The following is a 17,971-nucleotide window of genomic DNA, read 5'->3' as shown; positions in this document are numbered from 1 at the left end:
TCGGTGCAGTGATTTCGGTGCAGTGATTTCAGTGCAGTGATTTCAGTGCAGCGAGCCGGCATCGGCTGCGGCGCCGTCGTGCGTTAGCCGATCGGACAACCCGCGTGCCTTCAGGTCGCGGCGGATCTCGTTGGGGAGGGAGAAGACGAGGGACTCCTGGGCCGCGATGACCGGCTGGACGTCATCGAAGCCACGCTCGGCGAGCCAGGCGAGGACATCGCGAACGAGCACCTCGGGAACGGACGCCCCGCTCGTGACGCCCACGGTCGAGGCACCGTCGAGCCAGCGTTCGTCGATCTCGTCGGCGTAGTCGACCAGGTGTCCCGCCCGCGAGCCATGCTCCAGGGCCACTTCGACCAGCCGCACCGAGTTGGAGGAGTTGCGCGAGCCGACGACGATCATCAGGTCGGTTTGCGCGGCCATGTCTTTGACCGCCAGCTGCCGGTTCTGCGTGGCATAGCAGATGTCGTCGCTCGGGGGATCCTGCAGCGCCGGGAACCGCTCGCGCAGCCGGCGGACGGTCTCCATGGTCTCGTCCACCGAGAGCGTGGTCTGGGAGAGCCAGACGACCTTCTCCGGGTCGCGCACCTGCACATTGGCCACGTCGTCGGGGCCGTCGACGAGCGTGATGTGTTCGGGGGCCTCTCCCGAGGTACCGACCACCTCCTCGTGGCCCTCGTGCCCGATGAGCAGGATGTCGAAGTCGTCGCCGGCGAAGCGGACCGCCTCCCTGTGGACCTTGGTGACCAGCGGACAGGTGGCATCGATGGTCTTGAGGCTGAGTTCGCGCGCCTGCTCGTGGACGACCGGAGCTACCCCGTGCGCCGAGAAAACTACGGTCGCGCCTTCGGGCACGTCCTCGGTCTCCTCGACAAAGATCGCCCCCCGCTTCTCCAAAGTGGTGACGACGTGCCGGTTGTGCACGATCTGCTTGCGCACATAGACCGGCGGGCCATAGAGCTCGAGCGCCTTCTCCACGGTTACGACGGCGCGGTCCACGCCCGCGCAATAGCCACGCGGGGCGGCCAGCAGCACGCGCTTGGGTGTCTCGGGCATACCCCGATTCTAGATTGGCGGGTCGACCAGCCCCCATGTCAGATCGAGCGCCTACGCTTCGACCTTGTGTCGACGAGCACCGCCGGGCTGCCCGAGAGAGCGGCCGAGACCACCGCGGAGTCGCCCTGGCCCGTTCGCCTGCTCAGCATGAAGATCGCCCAGTATGTCGACCGGATGTCGGTGCTGTGGGTCGAGGGTCAGGTCGTCCAGCTCAACCACCGCCCCGGCGCCAAGACGACCTATCTGACGCTGCGCGACCCCGACGTCGACATGTCGCTGTCGGTGGCGATCTCGGTCAACGCCCTGGCCGCCATGCCCCGCCCCCTGCAACCGGGCGAACGGGTCGTCATCCAGGCCAAGCCCTCCTTTTGGGAGGGACGGGGCACGTTGCTGCTCGATGCCCGCCAGATCCGTCCGGTTGGGGTCGGGGAGTTGCTCGCCCGCATCGAATACCTCAAGGCGACGCTGGCATCCGAAGGGCTGTTCGCGCCCGAGCGCAAGCGCGCGCTCCCGTTCCTCCCGCACACCGTCGGGCTGATCAGCGGGCGGGCCAGTGCCGCCGAGCGCGACGTCGTCGAGAACGCCCGCCGCCGCTGGCCCAGCCTGCGTTTCGAGATCCGCTCGGTCGCGGTCCAGGGCAGCACCGCCGTGCAGGACGTATGCCGAGCCCTCGCCGAACTCGACGACCTCGCCGACGTTGAGGTGATCGTCATCGCCCGCGGTGGCGGGTCGGTCGAGGATCTCCTGCCGTTCAGCAACGAGGCCCTGCTGCGCGCGGTCGCTGCCGCGCGCACCCCCATCGTCAGCGCGATCGGGCACGACGTCGACACGCCCCTGCTCGACCACGTCGCGGACGCTCGCGCCTCGACACCGACGCACGCCGCGGCGCTGATCGTTCCCGACGCGGCCGGTGAGCGCGCCGGGCTGCGTGCCCAGCGCCAGGCTCTCAGCCGACTGGCTCGCGAGCGCCTCGACCGCGAGCGCACACTCGTGACCGAGCTGACTCGCCGCCCCGTGCTGCGCGATCGCACGGCATACGTGCGCGCGCAGCGGACCGAGATCGAGGCTTGGCGGGCACGCGCCCGCCAACAACTGCTCGCCGGAGTGCAGCGCGAGCGCGAGCGCGTCGGGCACCTGCGCACCCAGGCCCGGCTGCTGTCCGCCCAGGCAACCCTCGATCGGGGCTACGCGATCGTCACCGAGCCCGACGGCACCGTAGTCACCGACCAGGCGAGCATCGCGATCGGTGACCTGTTGCGGGTGCGCGTGGCCCGCGGCGACTTCCCCGTCCGGGCCACCGATTCCTGACCACCGATTCATGCCCGCCGGCCACCGCCGACCCAAAGGAGTTGCCCGATGAGCGCCGCCCCAGAGCCGGACCAGATCCCACCCGGCACCGAGGCCGATTCCGCCACACCGGATCCCGGCGATGTCTCGACGCTCGGCTACGAGCACGCCCGCGACGAGTTGGTCGCCATCGTCGCACGCCTGGAGGGAGGTCGCGTCGGGTTGGAGGAGAGCATGACGCTGTGGCAGCGCGCAGAAGCGCTGGCTGCCCGGTGCACCGAGTGGCTCGATGCCGCCGAGGCCGCCGTGCCGCCCACGCCTACGTCGTGAACCCCTGCAGGTGTTCGGCGAGCACCTGCAGGTCGGCCACCGAGCCGTCTCCAGTGAGCAGCGTCGTCAGCCGGCCCGTCTGCGGCGGGTCGTTGACCAGGCTGTTCTGGACCTTTTGGTCGCGGACATGGACCGCCCACTCGCGACCACCGGCGCTCACCGATCCGGTGATCGGCGCCCGGTTGGTCTGGGCCCGGACCCAGCCGGCGCTCGCGTCGATCGTCTGCTCCACCGCGACATACTTGCGGTCCTCGGTCTGATAGCCGACATGCCAGGTCTTCAGCCCGTCCGTAGAGGTCGCAAAGCGGACCGCGCTCACCGTCCAGCCGTCCGGCAGGTCCCGTGCCACCTCGATCGGCCAGCCGGTGTTCGCGACGACCTGGCGGGCCATCGCGTCGACGTCGACCTGGGGGACAGACACGGTGTTGGTGCGCGCCACCGCAAAGAACAGCCCCGCCATCAGAGCGCCGATCACGAGGAGCGACCGGACCATATTGGCGGCCGTGCCGCGGGCATAGTGGCTCGCCCCCCGACCCGCGGGCCGGGCCTGCGAGAGGCCCACGTCGACCTGTTCACTCATGCGCCTATCGTCGCCCATGAACCGGCGTCGGGTGAATCCTGGGTCGTGCCGCCGCCGCGGTGGCTACCACCACGCGCACGCCCTTGCCTGCGGCGCTAGAGTCGGTGGGGTCAGTGTCGACGTGGTGAAGGGACAGATAATGGCGGACGGTTCGGAGCGATTCCTGATCATCGGCGAGGCGCTGATCGACATCGTGCAGCGGTATGCCGAGAACCCGGTCGAGCACGTCGGCGGCTCGCCGGCCAATGTCGCGGTCGGGGTGGCCCGACTCGACAACGCTGTCCGGCTGGCGACCTGCTTGGGCTCCGACGCCCGCGGCGACCGCATCCGCGACCACCTGGAGCGGCGCGGCGTGACCGTCGACTCCGGATCGAAGGACCAGCCGACGTCGACGGCCAAGGCCATGCTCGACGAGGGCGGCGCCGCCACCTACGAGTTCGACCTGCACTGGGATCCGGGCCCCATCGACATCGGCCCCGAGGTCGGCCACATCCACACCGGCTCGATCGGCGCTGTCCTGCTGCCCGGGACCAATGACGTCGTCTCGGCGCTGCAGCGCGGCAAGGTGCAGGCGACGATCTCCTATGACCCCAACATCCGCCCGTCGATCATGGGCGATCTCGACAAGGTCCGGGCCCAGATGGAGTCGATTATCGGCTATTGCGATGTCGTCAAGGCGAGCAGCGACGACCTCGAGCTCCTCTATCCGGGAGTCGGTCTGGAGGAAGTCTTGACGCGGTGGGGAAACCTCGGTCCTGGCCTGACTGTCGCGACCCGCGCGGCCGACGGGGTCAGCTTCCGGCTGACCACCACTGGGGAATATGTCACGCTGGCAGCGCCGCCCACTCGGGTGGTCGATACGGTCGGCGCCGGGGATTCGTTCATGGCGGGCCTGCTCTCCGGCCTGTCCACCGCGGGGCTCATCGGTGGTCTCGCCGAGCGGGATCGTCTGTTCCGGGCCGATGTCGAGGCGGTCATCCCGGCCATCCGGCGCGGCTCTCGCTGCGGCGCGATCACCGTCTCCCGTGCCGGCGCCTACGCGCCCAGCCTCGACGAACTCTGATCACGCCGACGCACGAACGAGGAGAAGGATGTCGGACTTCGCATACGAGGATCTGCTGCCGATCGGCGAGGACGAGACTCCGTATCGCCTGGTGTCCAGCGAGGGGGTCGATGTTCTTCGCGGCCCCGGGGGTCAGGACTTCCTCCGCGTGTCCGACGAGGCCTTGCGGTTGCTGACCGAGACCGCGATGCACGACATTGCGCACTATCTGCGGCCGGCTCACTTGCAGCAGCTGCGCAACATCCTCGATGACCCCGAGGCGTCCAACAACGACAAGTTCGTGGCCCTCGACCTGCTCAAGAACGCCAACATCGCCGCGGGCGGGGTGCTGCCGATGTGCCAGGACACGGGCACCGCCATCGTCATGGGCAAACGCGGGCAGCGGGTGTTGACCGACGGACCGGACGAGCGGGCGATCTCGCTCGGCGTCTACGACGCCTACACCCGCCTCAACCTGCGCTACAGCCAGATGGCGCCGCTGACGATGTGGGAGGAGAAAAACACCGGTTCCAATCTGCCCGCGCAGATCGAGTTGTATGCCGATACCGCCCCCGGACACGAGAACACGTACAAGTTCCTGTTCATGGCCAAGGGCGGTGGGTCGGCCAACAAGTCCTTCCTTTTCCAAGAGACCAAGGCGGTCCTTAGCCCCGATCGGCTGATGAGTTTCCTCGATGAGAAGCTGCGGGGTCTCGGCACCGCGGCGTGCCCGCCCTATCACCTGGCGATCGTCATCGGCGGGACCTCCGCGGAGTTCGCGCTCAAGACGGCGAAGTATGCCAGCGCCAAGTATCTCGACCACCTTCCCACCGCGGGCGCGATGACCGCCCACGGTTTCCGCGACCCCGACCTGGAGGCGCAGGTCCACCAGCTGACCCGCGACTTCGGGATCGGGGCCCAGTTCGGTGGCAAGTACTTCTGTCACGATGTTCGCGTCATCCGCCTGCCCCGGCATGGCGCCTCGCTGCCGATCGCGGTTGCCGTCTCGTGCTCTGCCGACCGCCAGGCGCTGGCCAAGATCACCCCCGAGGGCGTCTTTATCGAGCAGCTCGAGACCAATCCCGCCCGTTTCCTGCCCGAGGAAACGCACGAATCGCTCGCCGGCGGCAACGATTCCGACGCTGTCGTGCGGATCGACTTGAGCCGCCCGATGCCCGAGATCCTCGCCGAGTTGACCAAACACCCGGTCAAGACCCGCCTGTCCCTGACCGGGACCCTCGTGGTCGCCCGCGACATCGCGCACGCCAAGATCAAGGAGCGCCTCGACTCCGGCGAGGAGATGCCGACCTACTTGCGGGATCATCCGGTCTACTACGCCGGCCCGGCCAAGACCCCAGAGGGTATGCCGTCCGGCTCCTTCGGCCCGACCACCGCCGGGCGGATGGACTCCTACGTCGACCAGTTCCAGGCCGCCGGCGGTTCGATGGTCATGCTGGCCAAGGGCAACCGGAGCAAACAGGTGACCGACGCCTGCGCCGCCCACGGCGGCTTCTACCTCGGCTCCATCGGCGGCCCCGCCGCCCGGCTCGCCCAGGACTGCATCAAATCGGTCGAGGTGCTGGAATACCCCGAACTCGGGATGGAAGCGGTCTGGAAGATCGAGGTCGAGGACTTCCCGGCCTTCATCGTCGTGGACGACAAGGGCAACGACTTCTTCGCCGAGGTCGTCAAGCCCGTGACGATGACCATCCCCAAACGCCCCGGGCTGACATGAGAAGCCCTGTGTCAAGCCGCCCTGTTTTGTTGGGTGAGGAGTCGTTGGAGCGCTTGGTGTCGGTCGGGGTCGTAGGCGGTGTTGTTTTGCCAGCAGTGCCAGATGACGAAGAGCCAGGCTCGGGCCAGGATGCGGACGGCGTGGGGGTGGTCGTGTCCGCGGTCGATAGCGCGTTTGTAGAGCTGTGCGGCCCAGGGGTTGTCGTGTCGGGAGTCGCCGGCGAAGTCGGTGACGGCGTCGCGCAGTTGTTTGTCGCAGGCCCAGCGGAAGGTGACCGCGCGGGCCTTGCCGGATTGGCGGGTGGAGGGGGCGACGCCGGCGAGGCAGGCCAGGGATTCGGGGGTGGGGAATTTGCCGCGGCAGTCGCCGATCTCGGCGAGCAGCCGGGCGGCGCGGACGGTTCCGGAGCGCGGCAGGCTGGTGAAGATGTGGGCATCGGTGTGCGCCGCCAGTTGTGCCTCGATTTGGGTGGTGAGGGTGGTGATCTGCTCGGCCAGGGTGGCGGCGACGGCGAGGTAGGCGCGGGTGATCCCGGCTTGGGTCTTGGCGGTCGGCCCGGTCAGGCCGCGGGGCGCGCCGGTCAGGTGGGCGTGCAGGACGGCGGGGTCCTTCTTGCCGGAGTAGCCGTGTTTGGCCAGCCAGGCGGCCAGCCGGGTGGGGGTCAGCCAGTCGGCCTGGGCTTGGCTGGTGAACCGGGAGATGAACGCGAGGCTGATGGCCGAGTCCAAGGCCGCGAAGAGGCCAACCGCGCCAGGAAAGACGTTGCGCAAGTGGGCGCGCAGCTGGTTGGTGACCGCAACCCGGTGATTGACCAGGTCCTTGCGGGCGCGGCACGCGTGCCGCAACGCGACCGTCTCCTCGGTGTCGGGGACCAAAGCCCGCAGCCGGGGCCGGTCGGTGCGCAGAGTGTCGGCGAGCACGAAGGCGTCGAACCGGTCGTCCTTGTTTCCAGCCGAGCCGTAACGACCGCGCAGGTTCTTGACCTGGTTCGGGCTGATCACCACAACGGTCAGCTTGGCCGCCAGCAGGGCGTCGATGACCGGCCCGTCCGGGCGTTCGATGGCGACCTCACCGACGCCGTGGCGGCCCAGGAACCGCACCAACGCACTCAGGCCGGAGGCGGTGTGGTCGACCATGGTGCGGGCCCGTTGACGGCCGCGGTCATCGACGATGCACACGGCATGGTCATCGCGGGCCCAATCAATGCCCGCGGTCACCGCGTTCGGGGGTGTATCGGGCAGGGTGTTACTGGCAGACTTCACGTCAGCCTCCTCGCTGCTAATCCCAGTGGGGAGGCACCCGCATGTGCCGATGGTTCCGGGACGCAGCTGCCGGTTCGCTCACTGATCGGCGCTCGGAGGCGCTCAGCCCTGTCGACGGTCCGTACGTCCCGGGTAACCACCAGACCCCGCAGATCTCATGCTGGACATCCAACGCGTCGAGCGAGCAGGGCGATGGCCTGGTGGCACCACGGGTGCATCAGCGATCAGGCGATCACTGACACAAGGAAGGTAGACCAGTGAGCGCCGCGCCCGACGCTGCCCGCCCGCGCACCCCGGCCGAGGCCTGGAGAATCCTCGAAGCCGGCAACGCTCGCTTCATGGCGGGCGATCACGTCCATCCGAACCAGGACGTTCACAGCCGCAGTCTGTTGGCCGCCAAGCAGGCACCGTTTGCCGTGTTCTTCGGGTGCGCGGACTCACGGGTGGCCGCGGAGATCATCTTCGACCAGGGCCTCGGCGATCTGTTCGTGGTGCGGACCGCCGGGCACGTCATCGACCCCAGCGTGCTCGGATCCCTCGAATTCGGCGTGCAGGTCCTCCAGGCTCACCTCATCGTCGTTCTCGGTCACGACACCTGCGGGGCGGTGGCGGCAGCGATACGCGCCGTGCAGGACGGAACCATGCCGCGCGGCTACATCCGCGACATCGTTGAACGGGTCTTCCCGAGCTACCTCGCCGCACGCGCCGAGACGCCACGCCCGACCGTCGAGCAGGTCGAACACGCCCATGTCCGGGCCACCTGCGAATTAATGACGGAACGGTCCCCGGTCATTGCGGAGGCGGTCGAGAAGGGCAGCGTCGCGATCGTGGGTGCGGAATACGACCTTGCCGAGGGGGTCGCGCACGTGATCCACGTCATCGGCGACATCGGCACGGCGTCGGCTGCCTAACCGCCTACGGCGGGCGGCTAAACGGGCACCGTCAATCGGTCCCGCACAACGCCGGCAAGGCGATCGGCGACAGCTTGGGCCTGCGCCGAGCTTCCCGCCTCGACCATGACCCGCACCAGCGGCTCGGTGCCGGACTTGCGTAGCAGAATCCGGCCGGTTTCGGCCAGGCCGGCTTCCTCGGCGGCGACGGCGGCAAGCAGATCGGGGTCACTGGCGACGCGGGTCACATCGACGCCCTTGACGTTGACGAGCACCTGCGGCAGGCGGGTCATCACGGCGGCAAGGTCGGCGAGGGGGCGGCCGGTCTCGGCCACCCGCGCCGCAAGCATCAACCCGGTCAGCACTCCATCACCGGTGCTCGCGTGGTCAAGCAGGATGACATGGCCGGATTGTTCGCCGCCGAGCGTGTATCCGCCGGCACGCATCTGCTCCAGGACGTAGCGGTCCCCGACCCCGGTCTTAAGGACGCTCACGCCCTCGCGGGTCATTGCCTGGAGCAGCCCCAGGTTGGACATGACGGTCGCAACCAGCGTGGTGTCGGCCAGGCGGCCACGCTCCTTCAACGCCAGCGCCAGCACCGCCATGATCTGGTCCCCGTCGACCACCTGACCGTTGTGATCGACCGCCAGGCAGCGGTCGGCGTCGCCGTCGTGGGCGATTCCGAAGGCGGCGGCCCGGGTGACCACCGCATCCTGCAGGTGCTCCAGGTGCGTCGATCCGTAGCCGTCGTTGATGTTCAGCCCGTCCGGCTGACACCCGATCTCATACACCTCGGCTCCGGCGAGCCGGAAGACCTCGGGAGAGACGGCGCTGGCCGCGCCGTGGGCACCGTCGATCACGATCCGCACGCCGTCCAGACGATTCGGCAGCGCGGCGAGCAAGTGCGCAACATACCGAGCCTGACCGGCCCGGCTGGTGTGCACGCGCCCGACCTGAGCCCCGACGGGGCGAGTCCAGTCCGCACCGGCCCGAGCGGCGATCCGGTCCTCGACGGCGTCCGGCAGCTTGTGTCCCCCGGCGGCAAAAAACTTGATCCCGTTGTCCGGCATGGCGTTGTGGGATGCGGACAGCATCACACCGAAATGAGCGTCCATGTCGGCCGTCAGGAAAGCGATCGCGGGAGTGGGCAACACCCCAGCGTCGGTCACGTCGACCCCCGCCGACGCGAGCCCCGCGATCACGGCCGCCGATAGGAACTCACCCGAGGCGCGGGGATCGCGGCCGACCACGGCCTTTGGCTTGCGGCCCACGTCGCGAGCGGCGCTCCCAAGCACGTGCGCCGCGGCGACTGACAGGCTCAGGGCCAACTCGGCCGTGATGTCCTCGTTGGCGAGCCCGCGCACGCCGTCGGTGCCGAAAAGTCGTGCCATAAAGTCCTGCGCCTTCCGTCAAAGACCGCTTCCTGCTGAGCGGCACTAGGGCATGCTAAGCCCGACCTCTGCCGCGGCAGGCACCCTCGGGGTGTCCCATAAACCGAGGTCAACGGCAGACACAGCCCGCGGAGTCTGGTTATGATCGCTGCGGGGGGCCAAGCGTACCGAGGGGAAATCCTATGCCGACATCGATATCTCACACGCGCCGCGCGCGCCGCGCCACGGCGGTGCTGACCGCCGTCGCCGTGCCAGCCTGGTTCGGCGCGACGGGTGATGGAATGGCCGCAGCATCATCCGAGTCGTCCGCTGCCGCCGGCGTGATGCCGCGGCGCACCAGCGAGTTCATCGGCTCGATGGGGATCGTCGCGCACCTGAGCGATCGGGACTATCCGAACGCCGCAGAGATCGTCGAGAAGGTCCAATACCTGGGCGTCAGCTATGTCCGCAGCAACAACATGACCAACAGTGAGGGCGTCGATCCCGGCATCAAGAAGGGCATCGCCGCCACGCGCGCGCTGGGACAACGGGGCGTCAAGCTGACGATGGTGGTCGCGCGGCCGATGAAGTCCAAACCGACCGAGGCCGACCTGCGCGGCGCCGTCGCCAAGACCATCGACTACCTGGTCAACAACCAGTTGACCCAGCACACCGACGCCCTGGAAACCTTCACCGAGTACGACAACCGGTATCCGAAGGTTCAGGACTGGCCCACGGCGCTGAAGACGGCGATGATCGCGATGTACGAGATGCGCTCTCGGCTCGCACCCGGGGCCAAGCTGATCGGCCCCTCGCTGCTCGGCTACAACATGCCCAAAACCGCGCACCTGATGACCACCGACGGCAACGGCCAGCCGATGAACCGGTACTTCGACTCCGGCAATATCCACTCTTACTATGTGGGCAAGACGCCCGAGTCGAAGTTCCGCGACTCCACGCCGTATCACACACCCAGCCAGTTCAACGTCAAGCCGCCCACCGTGGAGCGTGCGGTCTCCATGGACCAGCGGCTGAAGTTCGAGGCCTACTACATCTCCAAGGACAAGCCGGTCATCATCACCGAGACCGGCTACAACACCGATCCCAATGGCAAGTTCTCCGGCCGGATCGACGAACAGAGCGCCGCCACGTACATGCCTCGTGCCTACCTCGATGCCTTCCGGATCGGGATCCAACGCACCTACATGTACGAACTGTTCGACGAACCGAGCGCCGAACCGCAATACCAGCAATACTTCGGTTTCTTCCGCAGCAACGGCCAGGCGCGGCCGCACGCCGTCGCGACCCACAATCTGACGTCGCTGCTGCGGGGCGGGTCGGCGTCGTTCACCCCGACCGCGTTGTCCTACGGCTGCCCGGACTGCAGCCGGCTCGGGTTGGAGACCGTCCTGCTACAGAAGGCGCCCGGAGAATACTGGCTGGCCATCTGGCGCAAGGTGTCGGTGTTCAACGCATCCACGCACGTGCCCACACCAAAGGGCAGCGTCTCGACCAAGCTCACCTTCACCTCCCCGCGCCGGATCAAGCTCTACAAGGATCTGGCGCAGACTCCCGCCGCGGGTATCCCAACCGGTGCCGCGACCTCGTTCACGATTCCGGTCGGCCCCGCGGTGAGCCTGGTCAAGATCACCAACTGACGAACCCGCAGGGGACAAGAAGCAGCCGGGGGGCCATCGCCCCCCGGCTGTTGTGCTGGCTGCGGCAGCCGATCAGCGCTTGCTGTACTGCGGCGCCTTGCGGGCCTTCTTCAAACCGGCCTTCTTGCGCTCGGGGACGCGGGCGTCCCGGGTGAGGAAGCCGGCCTTCTTCAGCGCCGGGCGGTTCAGGTCGGCGTCGACCCCGTTCAGCGACCGGGCGACACCAAGACGGACCGCGCCGGCCTGACCGGACGGCCCCCCGCCGTGGACGCGCACGAGCACGTCATAGGCGCCATCGAGTTCCAGCACGGACAGCGGCTCGTTGACGATCTGCTGGTGAACCTTGTTAGGGAAGTAGTTCTCCAGGCTGCGGCCATTGATCGTCCATTCGCCGGTGCCGGGGACGATGCGGACCCGGGCAATCGCCTGCTTGCGCCGCCCGGTCCCAGAGCCCGGAGCGGACGCCGTCGGCTTGGGGGCCGGCTCGGCACCGGCCACCGGCCCCTCGGACTCGGAGGTGTACTCGGTGAGTTCGACGTCCTCGTCGGTGTAGGTGTCGTACGTCGTGTCAGTCACGGCTGTTCCTTCTCTGTATTCGTCTGCCGCTACTGAGCGACCTGGGAGATCGTGTACGGGGCCGGCTTCTGGGCCGAGTGCGGGTGCTCCGCGCCAGCGTAGACCTTGAGCTTGCTCAGCTGCTGGCGGCCGAGGGTGTTCTTGGGGAGCATGCCGCGCACCGCCTTCTCGACGGCCTTGGCCGGGTCGCGCTCAAGCAACTCGGCATAGCTCTCCGACTTCAGCCCACCCGGGTAGCCGGAGTGACGGAAGGCCCTTTTCTGTTCCAACTTGGCGCCGGTCAAAGCGACCTTGTCGGCGTTGACGATGATGACGAAGTCGCCGGTGTCCACGTGGGCGGCGAAGGTCGGCTTGTGCTTGCCACGCAGCAGCGCGGCGGTCTGGCTGGCGAGCCGGCCGAGCACAACGTCGGTGGCGTCGATGACATGCCACTGGCGAGTGATCTCGCTCGCCTTGGGGGTGTAGGTGCGCAACATCTTGCCTTTGCTTGCGATCGGATTCGGGTCGGTATGCCGCGTGCTCCCGCCGGGCGGGTGAGGCCGCCCACCAGGGGCGCACGGCACAACAGCCAGCAATTCTACGGGCGGCGGACCCCCCGCCCAAATCCGCCTGATGGCTTCCCGCTGTACCGCTGACCTGCGCGAACCAGGTCACACAACTTCTTTGCATAAGACTTGTGCAAAGAAGCTATGCAGAAGTATTGTGCGAACTATGACCGACTCCGCGTCCTACATCCGCCTCGACTCGGCCTCCGTCAGGGTCCTCGCCCACCCGCTTCGCTCCCGCCTCGTCGGAGCGCTGCGTCTGAACGGCCCGTCGACAGCTACCGCCCTGGCGAAGCACCTCGACACGAATTCGGGAGCCACCTCATACCATCTGCGCAAGCTGGCGGAGGTGGGTTTGGTCGTCGACACCGGCGAGGGCGATGCGAAGTCGCGAGTGTGGGCGGCGGCGAGCGAGATGACGCAATTCGAGAGGAGCGACTTCGACGACGACGAGGACGCGGCAACCGCGCTCGGCTGGCTCGAACGCGACTGGTTGAAGCACTTCACCGAGAAGTTTGGGCGCTGGCTCGATGTGCGCCACAACTGGCCGGCTCCATGGCGCGACAGTGCCGGGATGAACGACGACACGGTGTTGGTCACGGCCAGCCAGTTACGCGCGATGCACGCCGAGATCGATGAGGTGGTCAAGCGCTATCGCCGCGTGGGGCAAGGAAATCCGGAGGCCAAACGCATCGCGACCTATCTGGTCTTCTATCCCGTCGACCTGGACAAGGCACCCCGTGCGTGAGCCCCATGGAGAGACCACACCTCCAACCATGAGTCCGGCGCACGCGCGGCGCGTCTTCTACATCCTGACCGTGACGCGATGGTTCCCCGTTGGGCTGGTCGTCGGGATCCTCGTCCTGCTCGCCACGGGACGCGGCCTGACCGTGGCCCAGGCCCTGACCTATGCCGCCGTATCCGGGATCGTCACCTTCGCCCTGGAACTCCCGACGAGTGGTTTCGCCGATGCCTTCGGCCGGCGGGCGGTCTATCTCGCGGCGGCCGTCGTGAATGTCCTTGCGGCCCTTGCCTACGTCTTCGCCTACACCTTCTGGGCGTTCGTCGGGGCGGCGGCCCTAATGGGCATCTTCCGGGCGTTGGACTCGGGGCCGCTCGAAGCGTGGTTCGTCGACGAAGTGCATGCGACCACGCCGGGCAAGGATGTCGACCAAGAGCTCTCCCGGCAAGGCACCTTCCTCGGCCTGGCCATCGCCCTCGGCTCGGTCATCGGCGGCGCCCTCATCTGGTGGCACCCGGTCCGCTCGGCGCCGGCGATCGATCTTGCCGTCTGGTGTTTCGCCGCCCTCAACCTCGCTCACCTGCTCGCCGTGGCCGTGCTGCTGAAGGAGACGCCTCGACACCCCTCTGGTCAGCGCCGCCGGGCAATGGTTGCCGGCTCGGTCCGGAAGGCACCGCACGTCATCGCCGACGGTTTGAAACTCCTGGGCCGCAACAAGGTTCTGCTGGGCATCGTGTTGGCCGAAGTGTGCTGGTCGATCGGGATGATCGCCTTCGAGTCGCTCCTGCCGCTGCGCCTGGAAGAGTTCCTCGGGACCCAGCAGAAGGCGGCGGCCACGATGGGTCCGGTCGCGGCCGTCGGCTGGGCGATCTTCTCGCTCGGGACCTGGCTGGCCGGAGTGACCTCCCGCCGGATCGACATTGCCCGCACGGCGATGCTCGGCCGGTTGCTCAATGGCATCGGCGTGGTCGTCATGGCCATGACGATGGGCCCGGTGGCCCTGATCGTCGCCTACCTGTTCACCTACTCCGCGCATGGGTTCAACGGCCCCCCGCATTCGGCCCTGCTCCATCGCGAGGCGAGTTCCCGCAATCGAGCGACCGTGCTGTCAATGAACTCGATGATGGCCTTCCTCGCCTACGGCACGGTTGCCCCGCTCGCCGGTCTCCTCGGCGACCGGACCTCGATCGCAACGGCGATGCTCGTGGTGGGCCTGGTCAGCATCGTCGGCGTCGGGTGCTACCTGCCCGCTCGCCGCGCCGAGGTGGCCACGCACTCCCAGACAGTCATCTAGCGCGGACCACCTCGACACCGCAGTCGCGCTCGAGTTCGGCGGCCACCGCGGCCGGGAGCCCCGCATCCGAGACCAGCACGTCGATGTCCTGCACATCGGCATACCGATAGACGGATTCCACGCCGACCTTGGTGTGATCGGCCAACAAGACGCGCAGGCGGGCGGCCCGCACCAGCGCGGCCTTGACCGCGGACTCCGCCTGGTCGGGCGTCGCGAGACCATGCGTCGGTGAGAGGGCATTGGTTCCCAGGAAGACGACGTCGGTCCGGATCGCCTCCAGGTGTTGCAGCGTCCAATCATCGACCGTCGCGTGGGTCTCGGCCCGCAGCCGCCCTCCGAGTGTGGTGACGGAGCCGACCTTGGGAAGCAGCGCGAGCGCGATCGGTAGCGAGTTGGTGACGGCAATCAGACGGGGATTAACCGGCAGACACGCGGCCAAGGCCGCAACCGTCGACCCGGAATCGAGCAAGATGGCACCCGATTCAGGAACAAACTGTAGGGCCGCCACCCCGATCCGGGCCTTCTCCTCGGCCTGCTGCGTCCGGGCGACTAGCAGTTGCTCGTCGGCAACCGATCCAATCCGGACCGCGCCGCCGTGGACCCGCTTAAGCAGTCCCTGCTCCTGCAGGGCAACGAGATCCTTGCGGACGGTCTCGTGTGTGACCCCGAGTTCGTCGCTCAGGCCGGCCGCACTCACCTGGCCATGCGTGTCGAGCATTCGCAGGATCGCCCTGTGCCGGGAGGCCGCCAGGTGAGCCTCACCAGCGCCGCCCCGGGCGCCGCTCATGGACGGATCAGCACCTTGACTTCTTCACCGCCGGCCGAGGCAGCAAAGGCCTCCCCACTCTGGGCCAACGGGAACTCGGCGGTGATCAGGTCCGCCGTGACCGCACCAGCGCACAGCATCTCGATGGCGCGCGCATAGTCCTGCGGCACGTAAGTCGCACACCCCTGTATCCGGATTTGCTTGTCCTGCACTGTGATAACAGGAATGACAACATCCTTCGCGGGGACGCCGACGATCGCCACGGTCCCACCCTTAGTCGCCATCGCGACGGCAGCGGCGATCGTGGGACCGATCGCCACACAGTCGAAGACGACGTCGGCGCTCTCGCCCAGGGCGTCCCGGACGAGGCGCACGACTTCGGGGTCGGTCGAGTCCACCGTGGCGTCGGCCCCACGGGCCATCGCCATCGCGCGTTTGGCCGCCAGCGGGTCGGTCATGACAACGGCTCGGGCGCCCTCATAGCGGGCGACGGCGAGCATGAGCAGGCCGATGGTTCCGCAGCCGAGGATGGCAATCGCCTTGTCCCGCAACGGCCCGCAGATGCGGCCGGCATGCACGGGCGTGGACAGCGGTTCGATGAGCGCGGCCTGCAGATCATCGAGCGCGTCGGGGATGTGATGCAGCCGGTCGGCCCGGACGACGAACTCATCCGCCATACCGCCTTGCTCGTAGCCGCAGCCGAAGAACTCCAAGTTCTCGCACAGGTTTTCCTGACCCTGCCGGCATTGCTTGCAGTTCCAGCACGGCAAGGTGGGCTCAACCGTGACCCGCTCCCCCAGCCCGACGGTCGAAACCCCTGCACCCAGCTCGGTGACGACGCCGGTCACCTCGTGCCCCGGGAAATAGGGGAAGGGGATGAGCGGGTGTGTGCCGTGCACCGCGTGGGTGTCCGAGCCGCATACGCCGATCGTCACCGTGCGGACCCGGACCATCCCGGGCCCGAGCGCCGCGGGTGCTTCGCTGCGCACCTCGATGGTGTCCAGACCGGTGACGACGACGCGGCGGATATCAGGCATGGGACTCGGCTTTCTGGGGGATGATCTCGTGGACAGTCAGCCCGTCGACCCCATGCGTGCCGGGGTGGGGATCGACGGTGTGCGGCGAGAGGCACGCGGAGCGCCCAAACGCGAGGGCGCGGCGCATACGGTCGGGCAAAGTCCCTTGGGCGGCAAGCCAGCCGGACAGGAAGGCATCTCCTGCGCCGGCCGTGTTGACCGGCGTCAACGCCGGGCCGAGCCCGTGGAGCACGGTCGTATGCGATGCAAAGACGGCGCCCCTGCTGCCCATACTCACCAGGAACTCGGTCCCGGACGTGCGCGCCAGCTCGGCGGCCGCGGCAGCGACCTGCGCCGCGTCGGCGTCACCGAGGTCCTTGCCGATGAGTTCGCCGAGTTCGAGGCTGTTGGGCGCGAGCAGATCGGCCCCAGCGATCCACGCGGCGTTGAGTGCTGGCCCCGAGATGTCCACCACAACCTGTGCCGTATGCCGATGGGCCAGGTCCACGAACTCGGTCACCACGTCCGGTGCCACACCGGGCGGGAACGACCCGCACACGGCCAGCCACCGTTCGGGGGTATCGCCGGCGGCGTCCAGGGCTTGACCGGCCGCAGCCAGCACGGCGTCGATCGCCTCGCGGGACAAGGGGGCCCCCGGCCCGTTGACCTTGACGGTGACGCCCGACGAGAGCAGCAGCGAGGTGTTGATCCGCGTCTCGCCGGGAACGTCCACCGTGGCGCAGGCGAGGCCGTCGGCGACGAGCAGATCGCGCAGATGGTCGCCGGTCCGACCGCCGATGGGGAGCACGGCGGTCGTCGCCACGCCGGCGAGCGCTAGTGTGCGGGAGACGTTGACGCCCTTGCCGCTCGCCTCCAGCGTCGTGGTTTCGGCGCGGTGCACGTCGACCTGACCCAGCCGGAACTCGCTCAGCGTGTAGGTGAGATCCAGGCTGGGGTTGAGGGTGACGGTGACGATCACGCGTCCGGACCCCCCACCACATGGGCCATCCGGGCGACGACCTGCGCGATCTCGTCGCGGGCCGGCCGGAGGTATTTGCGCGGGTCGACGAGGCTCGCGTCGCCAGCCAGCGCGCAGCGGACGGCACCGGTGAAGGCGACATTGAGGATGGTGCCGATGTTGATTTTGACCATGCCGGCCCGGACGGCCGCGGCCAGCGTGTCGTCGGGGACCCCCGACGATCCGTGCAGCACGAGCGGGACCGGCAGCGCCGCGCGCAGCCGCGCGATGAGGTCGAGGTCGAGCGCGGCGGACCGCTCGGTCATGGCGTGTGAGCTGCCAACCGCGACGGCGAGCGCGTCCACCCCCGTGGCCTCCACGTAGGCGCGGGCCTCGTCCGGGTCGGTCCGCACACCGGGCGCGTGCGCCCCGTCCTTGCCGCCGACCTTGCCCAGCTCGGCCTCGAGATAGAGCCCGGCGGCATGCGCCCATTGCGCGGCCGCCCGTGTGGCCGCGACATTGTCGGCGTAGTCGAGGTGGGAGGCGTCGAACATGACCGAGCTGAGCCCGGCGTCGGCCGTCTGCCGCAGCAGGTTTTCGTCCTCGACATGGTCGAGGTGCACGGCCACTGCCACGTCTGCCGACTGGGCGATGGCGAGGGTCGCGGCGGCGATTGGCGCCAGCAACCCGTGGTGGAATTCCACGGCGTTCTCGCTGATCTGCAAGATGACGGGCAGCCCCGAGTGCTGCGCGCCCTGCACGATCGCTTCGGCGTGCTCCAGGGTGATGACATTGAACGCGGCGATGCCCCGACCGTTGGCGCGAGCGTCCTCGATGAGGGCTGCGGTGGTGACGAGTGGCATG

General features: G+C 68.2%; 18 protein-coding genes. 8 read left to right on the top strand and 10 right to left on the bottom strand.

Annotated features, from left to right (window positions below; all coding sequences use genetic code 11):
* Positions 1 to 42: 42 nt before the first annotated feature.
* On the bottom strand, positions 43 to 1,056 hold the full coding sequence (locus V9G19_RS13225) for a 4-hydroxy-3-methylbut-2-enyl diphosphate reductase (protein WP_462285872.1): 1,014 nt from the start codon (positions 1,054 to 1,056) through the stop codon (positions 43 to 45).
* A 66-nt stretch (positions 1,057 to 1,122) separates the two neighbouring features.
* On the opposite strand from V9G19_RS13225, the gene xseA reads away from it, so the two are divergent.
* Positions 1,123 to 2,364, top strand: a complete 1,242-nt coding sequence (xseA, locus tag V9G19_RS13220; RefSeq protein ID WP_462285871.1) for an exodeoxyribonuclease VII large subunit — start codon at positions 1,123 to 1,125, stop codon at positions 2,362 to 2,364.
* Positions 2,365 to 2,412: 48 nt separating this feature from the next.
* Complete coding sequence (locus tag V9G19_RS13215) at positions 2,413 to 2,673, top strand: exodeoxyribonuclease VII small subunit (protein WP_462285870.1); 261 nt, start codon at positions 2,413 to 2,415, stop codon at positions 2,671 to 2,673.
* Here the strand turns inward: V9G19_RS13215 and V9G19_RS13210 are convergent.
* Complete coding sequence (locus tag V9G19_RS13210) at positions 2,663 to 3,253, bottom strand: DUF4245 domain-containing protein (RefSeq protein ID WP_462285869.1); 591 nt, start codon at positions 3,251 to 3,253, stop codon at positions 2,663 to 2,665. The genes V9G19_RS13215 and V9G19_RS13210 overlap by 11 nt on opposite strands.
* A gap of 139 nt (positions 3,254 to 3,392) precedes the next feature.
* Between V9G19_RS13210 and V9G19_RS13205 the strand changes: the two genes are divergently transcribed.
* Together V9G19_RS13205 and V9G19_RS13200 are read left to right on the top strand one after the other, a co-directional pair.
* A complete protein-coding gene (locus V9G19_RS13205; RefSeq protein WP_462285868.1) occupies positions 3,393 to 4,316 on the top strand; it encodes a carbohydrate kinase family protein in 924 nt (307 codons plus the stop codon).
* 28 nt (positions 4,317 to 4,344) lie between these two features.
* Positions 4,345 to 6,030 carry a fumarate hydratase gene (locus V9G19_RS13200; RefSeq protein ID WP_462285867.1) on the top strand — a complete coding sequence of 562 codons (1,686 nt, stop codon included), beginning with the start codon at positions 4,345 to 4,347 and terminating at the stop codon, positions 6,028 to 6,030.
* Between the two features lie 11 nt (positions 6,031 to 6,041).
* Here the strand turns inward: V9G19_RS13200 and V9G19_RS13195 are convergent, their stop codons facing one another.
* Positions 6,042 to 7,292 (bottom strand): IS110 family RNA-guided transposase, encoded by a 1,251-nt coding sequence (locus V9G19_RS13195; RefSeq protein WP_462285341.1) that lies wholly within the window; start codon positions 7,290 to 7,292, stop codon positions 6,042 to 6,044.
* Between the two features lie 257 nt (positions 7,293 to 7,549).
* Here V9G19_RS13195 and V9G19_RS13190 point away from each other — a divergent pair, with 257 nt between their 5' ends.
* Positions 7,550 to 8,203, top strand: coding sequence for a carbonic anhydrase (locus tag V9G19_RS13190; RefSeq protein WP_462285866.1), 654 nt, complete (start codon positions 7,550 to 7,552; stop codon positions 8,201 to 8,203).
* 17 nt (positions 8,204 to 8,220) lie between these two features.
* On the opposite strand, the gene glmM is transcribed toward V9G19_RS13190, so the two are convergent.
* Positions 8,221 to 9,573: a phosphoglucosamine mutase gene (gene glmM / locus V9G19_RS13185; RefSeq protein ID WP_462285865.1), complete on the bottom strand. Its 1,353-nt coding sequence runs from the start codon at positions 9,571 to 9,573 to the stop codon at positions 8,221 to 8,223.
* Between the two features lie 281 nt (positions 9,574 to 9,854).
* Between glmM and V9G19_RS13180 the strand changes: the two genes are divergently transcribed.
* Positions 9,855 to 11,210: a hypothetical protein gene (locus tag V9G19_RS13180; RefSeq protein WP_462285864.1), complete on the top strand. Its 1,356-nt coding sequence runs from the start codon at positions 9,855 to 9,857 to the stop codon at positions 11,208 to 11,210.
* A gap of 72 nt (positions 11,211 to 11,282) precedes the next feature.
* Here the strand turns inward: V9G19_RS13180 and rpsI are convergent, their stop codons facing one another.
* Both rpsI and rplM read right to left on the bottom strand, forming a co-directional pair.
* The gene (gene rpsI / locus V9G19_RS13175; protein ID WP_462285863.1) at positions 11,283 to 11,786 is read right to left on the bottom strand and encodes a 30S ribosomal protein S9; all 504 of its coding nucleotides are present in this window, start codon (positions 11,784 to 11,786) and stop codon (positions 11,283 to 11,285) included.
* A 29-nt stretch (positions 11,787 to 11,815) separates the two neighbouring features.
* Positions 11,816 to 12,259 carry a 50S ribosomal protein L13 gene (gene rplM, locus V9G19_RS13170; RefSeq protein WP_462286241.1) on the bottom strand — a complete coding sequence of 148 codons (444 nt, stop codon included), beginning with the start codon at positions 12,257 to 12,259 and terminating at the stop codon, positions 11,816 to 11,818.
* Between the two features lie 238 nt (positions 12,260 to 12,497).
* On the opposite strand from rplM, the gene V9G19_RS13165 reads away from it, so the two are divergent.
* Positions 12,498 to 13,079: a winged helix-turn-helix domain-containing protein gene (locus tag V9G19_RS13165; RefSeq protein ID WP_462285862.1), complete on the top strand. Its 582-nt coding sequence runs from the start codon at positions 12,498 to 12,500 to the stop codon at positions 13,077 to 13,079.
* A 28-nt stretch (positions 13,080 to 13,107) separates the two neighbouring features.
* Entirely contained in the window at positions 13,108 to 14,367 is a 1,260-nt protein-coding gene (locus V9G19_RS13160; protein WP_462285861.1) for an MFS transporter, read from the top strand.
* Here V9G19_RS13160 and V9G19_RS13155 read toward each other — a convergent pair.
* From V9G19_RS13155 to V9G19_RS13140, 4 genes are read right to left on the bottom strand one after another with little or no spacing between them, the layout of a single operon-like run.
* On the bottom strand, positions 14,360 to 15,154 hold the full coding sequence (locus tag V9G19_RS13155; protein ID WP_462285860.1) for a DeoR/GlpR family DNA-binding transcription regulator: 795 nt from the start codon (positions 15,152 to 15,154) through the stop codon (positions 14,360 to 14,362). The two genes, V9G19_RS13160 and V9G19_RS13155, sit on opposite strands and share 8 nt — an antisense overlap.
* Complete coding sequence (locus tag V9G19_RS13150; protein ID WP_462285859.1) at positions 15,151 to 16,170, bottom strand: zinc-dependent alcohol dehydrogenase; 1,020 nt, start codon at positions 16,168 to 16,170, stop codon at positions 15,151 to 15,153. Before V9G19_RS13150 ends, V9G19_RS13155 begins: the two co-directional genes overlap by 4 nt.
* Entirely contained in the window at positions 16,163 to 17,128 is a 966-nt protein-coding gene (locus tag V9G19_RS13145; protein WP_462285858.1) for a 1-phosphofructokinase family hexose kinase, read from the bottom strand. The genes V9G19_RS13150 and V9G19_RS13145 overlap by 8 nt, the downstream gene beginning before the upstream one ends.
* Entirely contained in the window at positions 17,125 to 17,970 is an 846-nt protein-coding gene (locus tag V9G19_RS13140) for a class II fructose-bisphosphate aldolase (protein ID WP_462285857.1), read from the bottom strand. The genes V9G19_RS13145 and V9G19_RS13140 overlap by 4 nt, the downstream gene beginning before the upstream one ends.
* Position 17,971 lies beyond the last annotated feature (1 nt).

This window comes from Nostocoides sp. (assembly GCF_037045025.1).
Lineage (GTDB): Bacteria > Actinomycetota > Actinomycetes > Actinomycetales > Dermatophilaceae > Nostocoides_A.
Note: the sequence above shows the minus strand (reverse complement) of the source record. Positions and strands in the feature narration are given on the sequence as shown.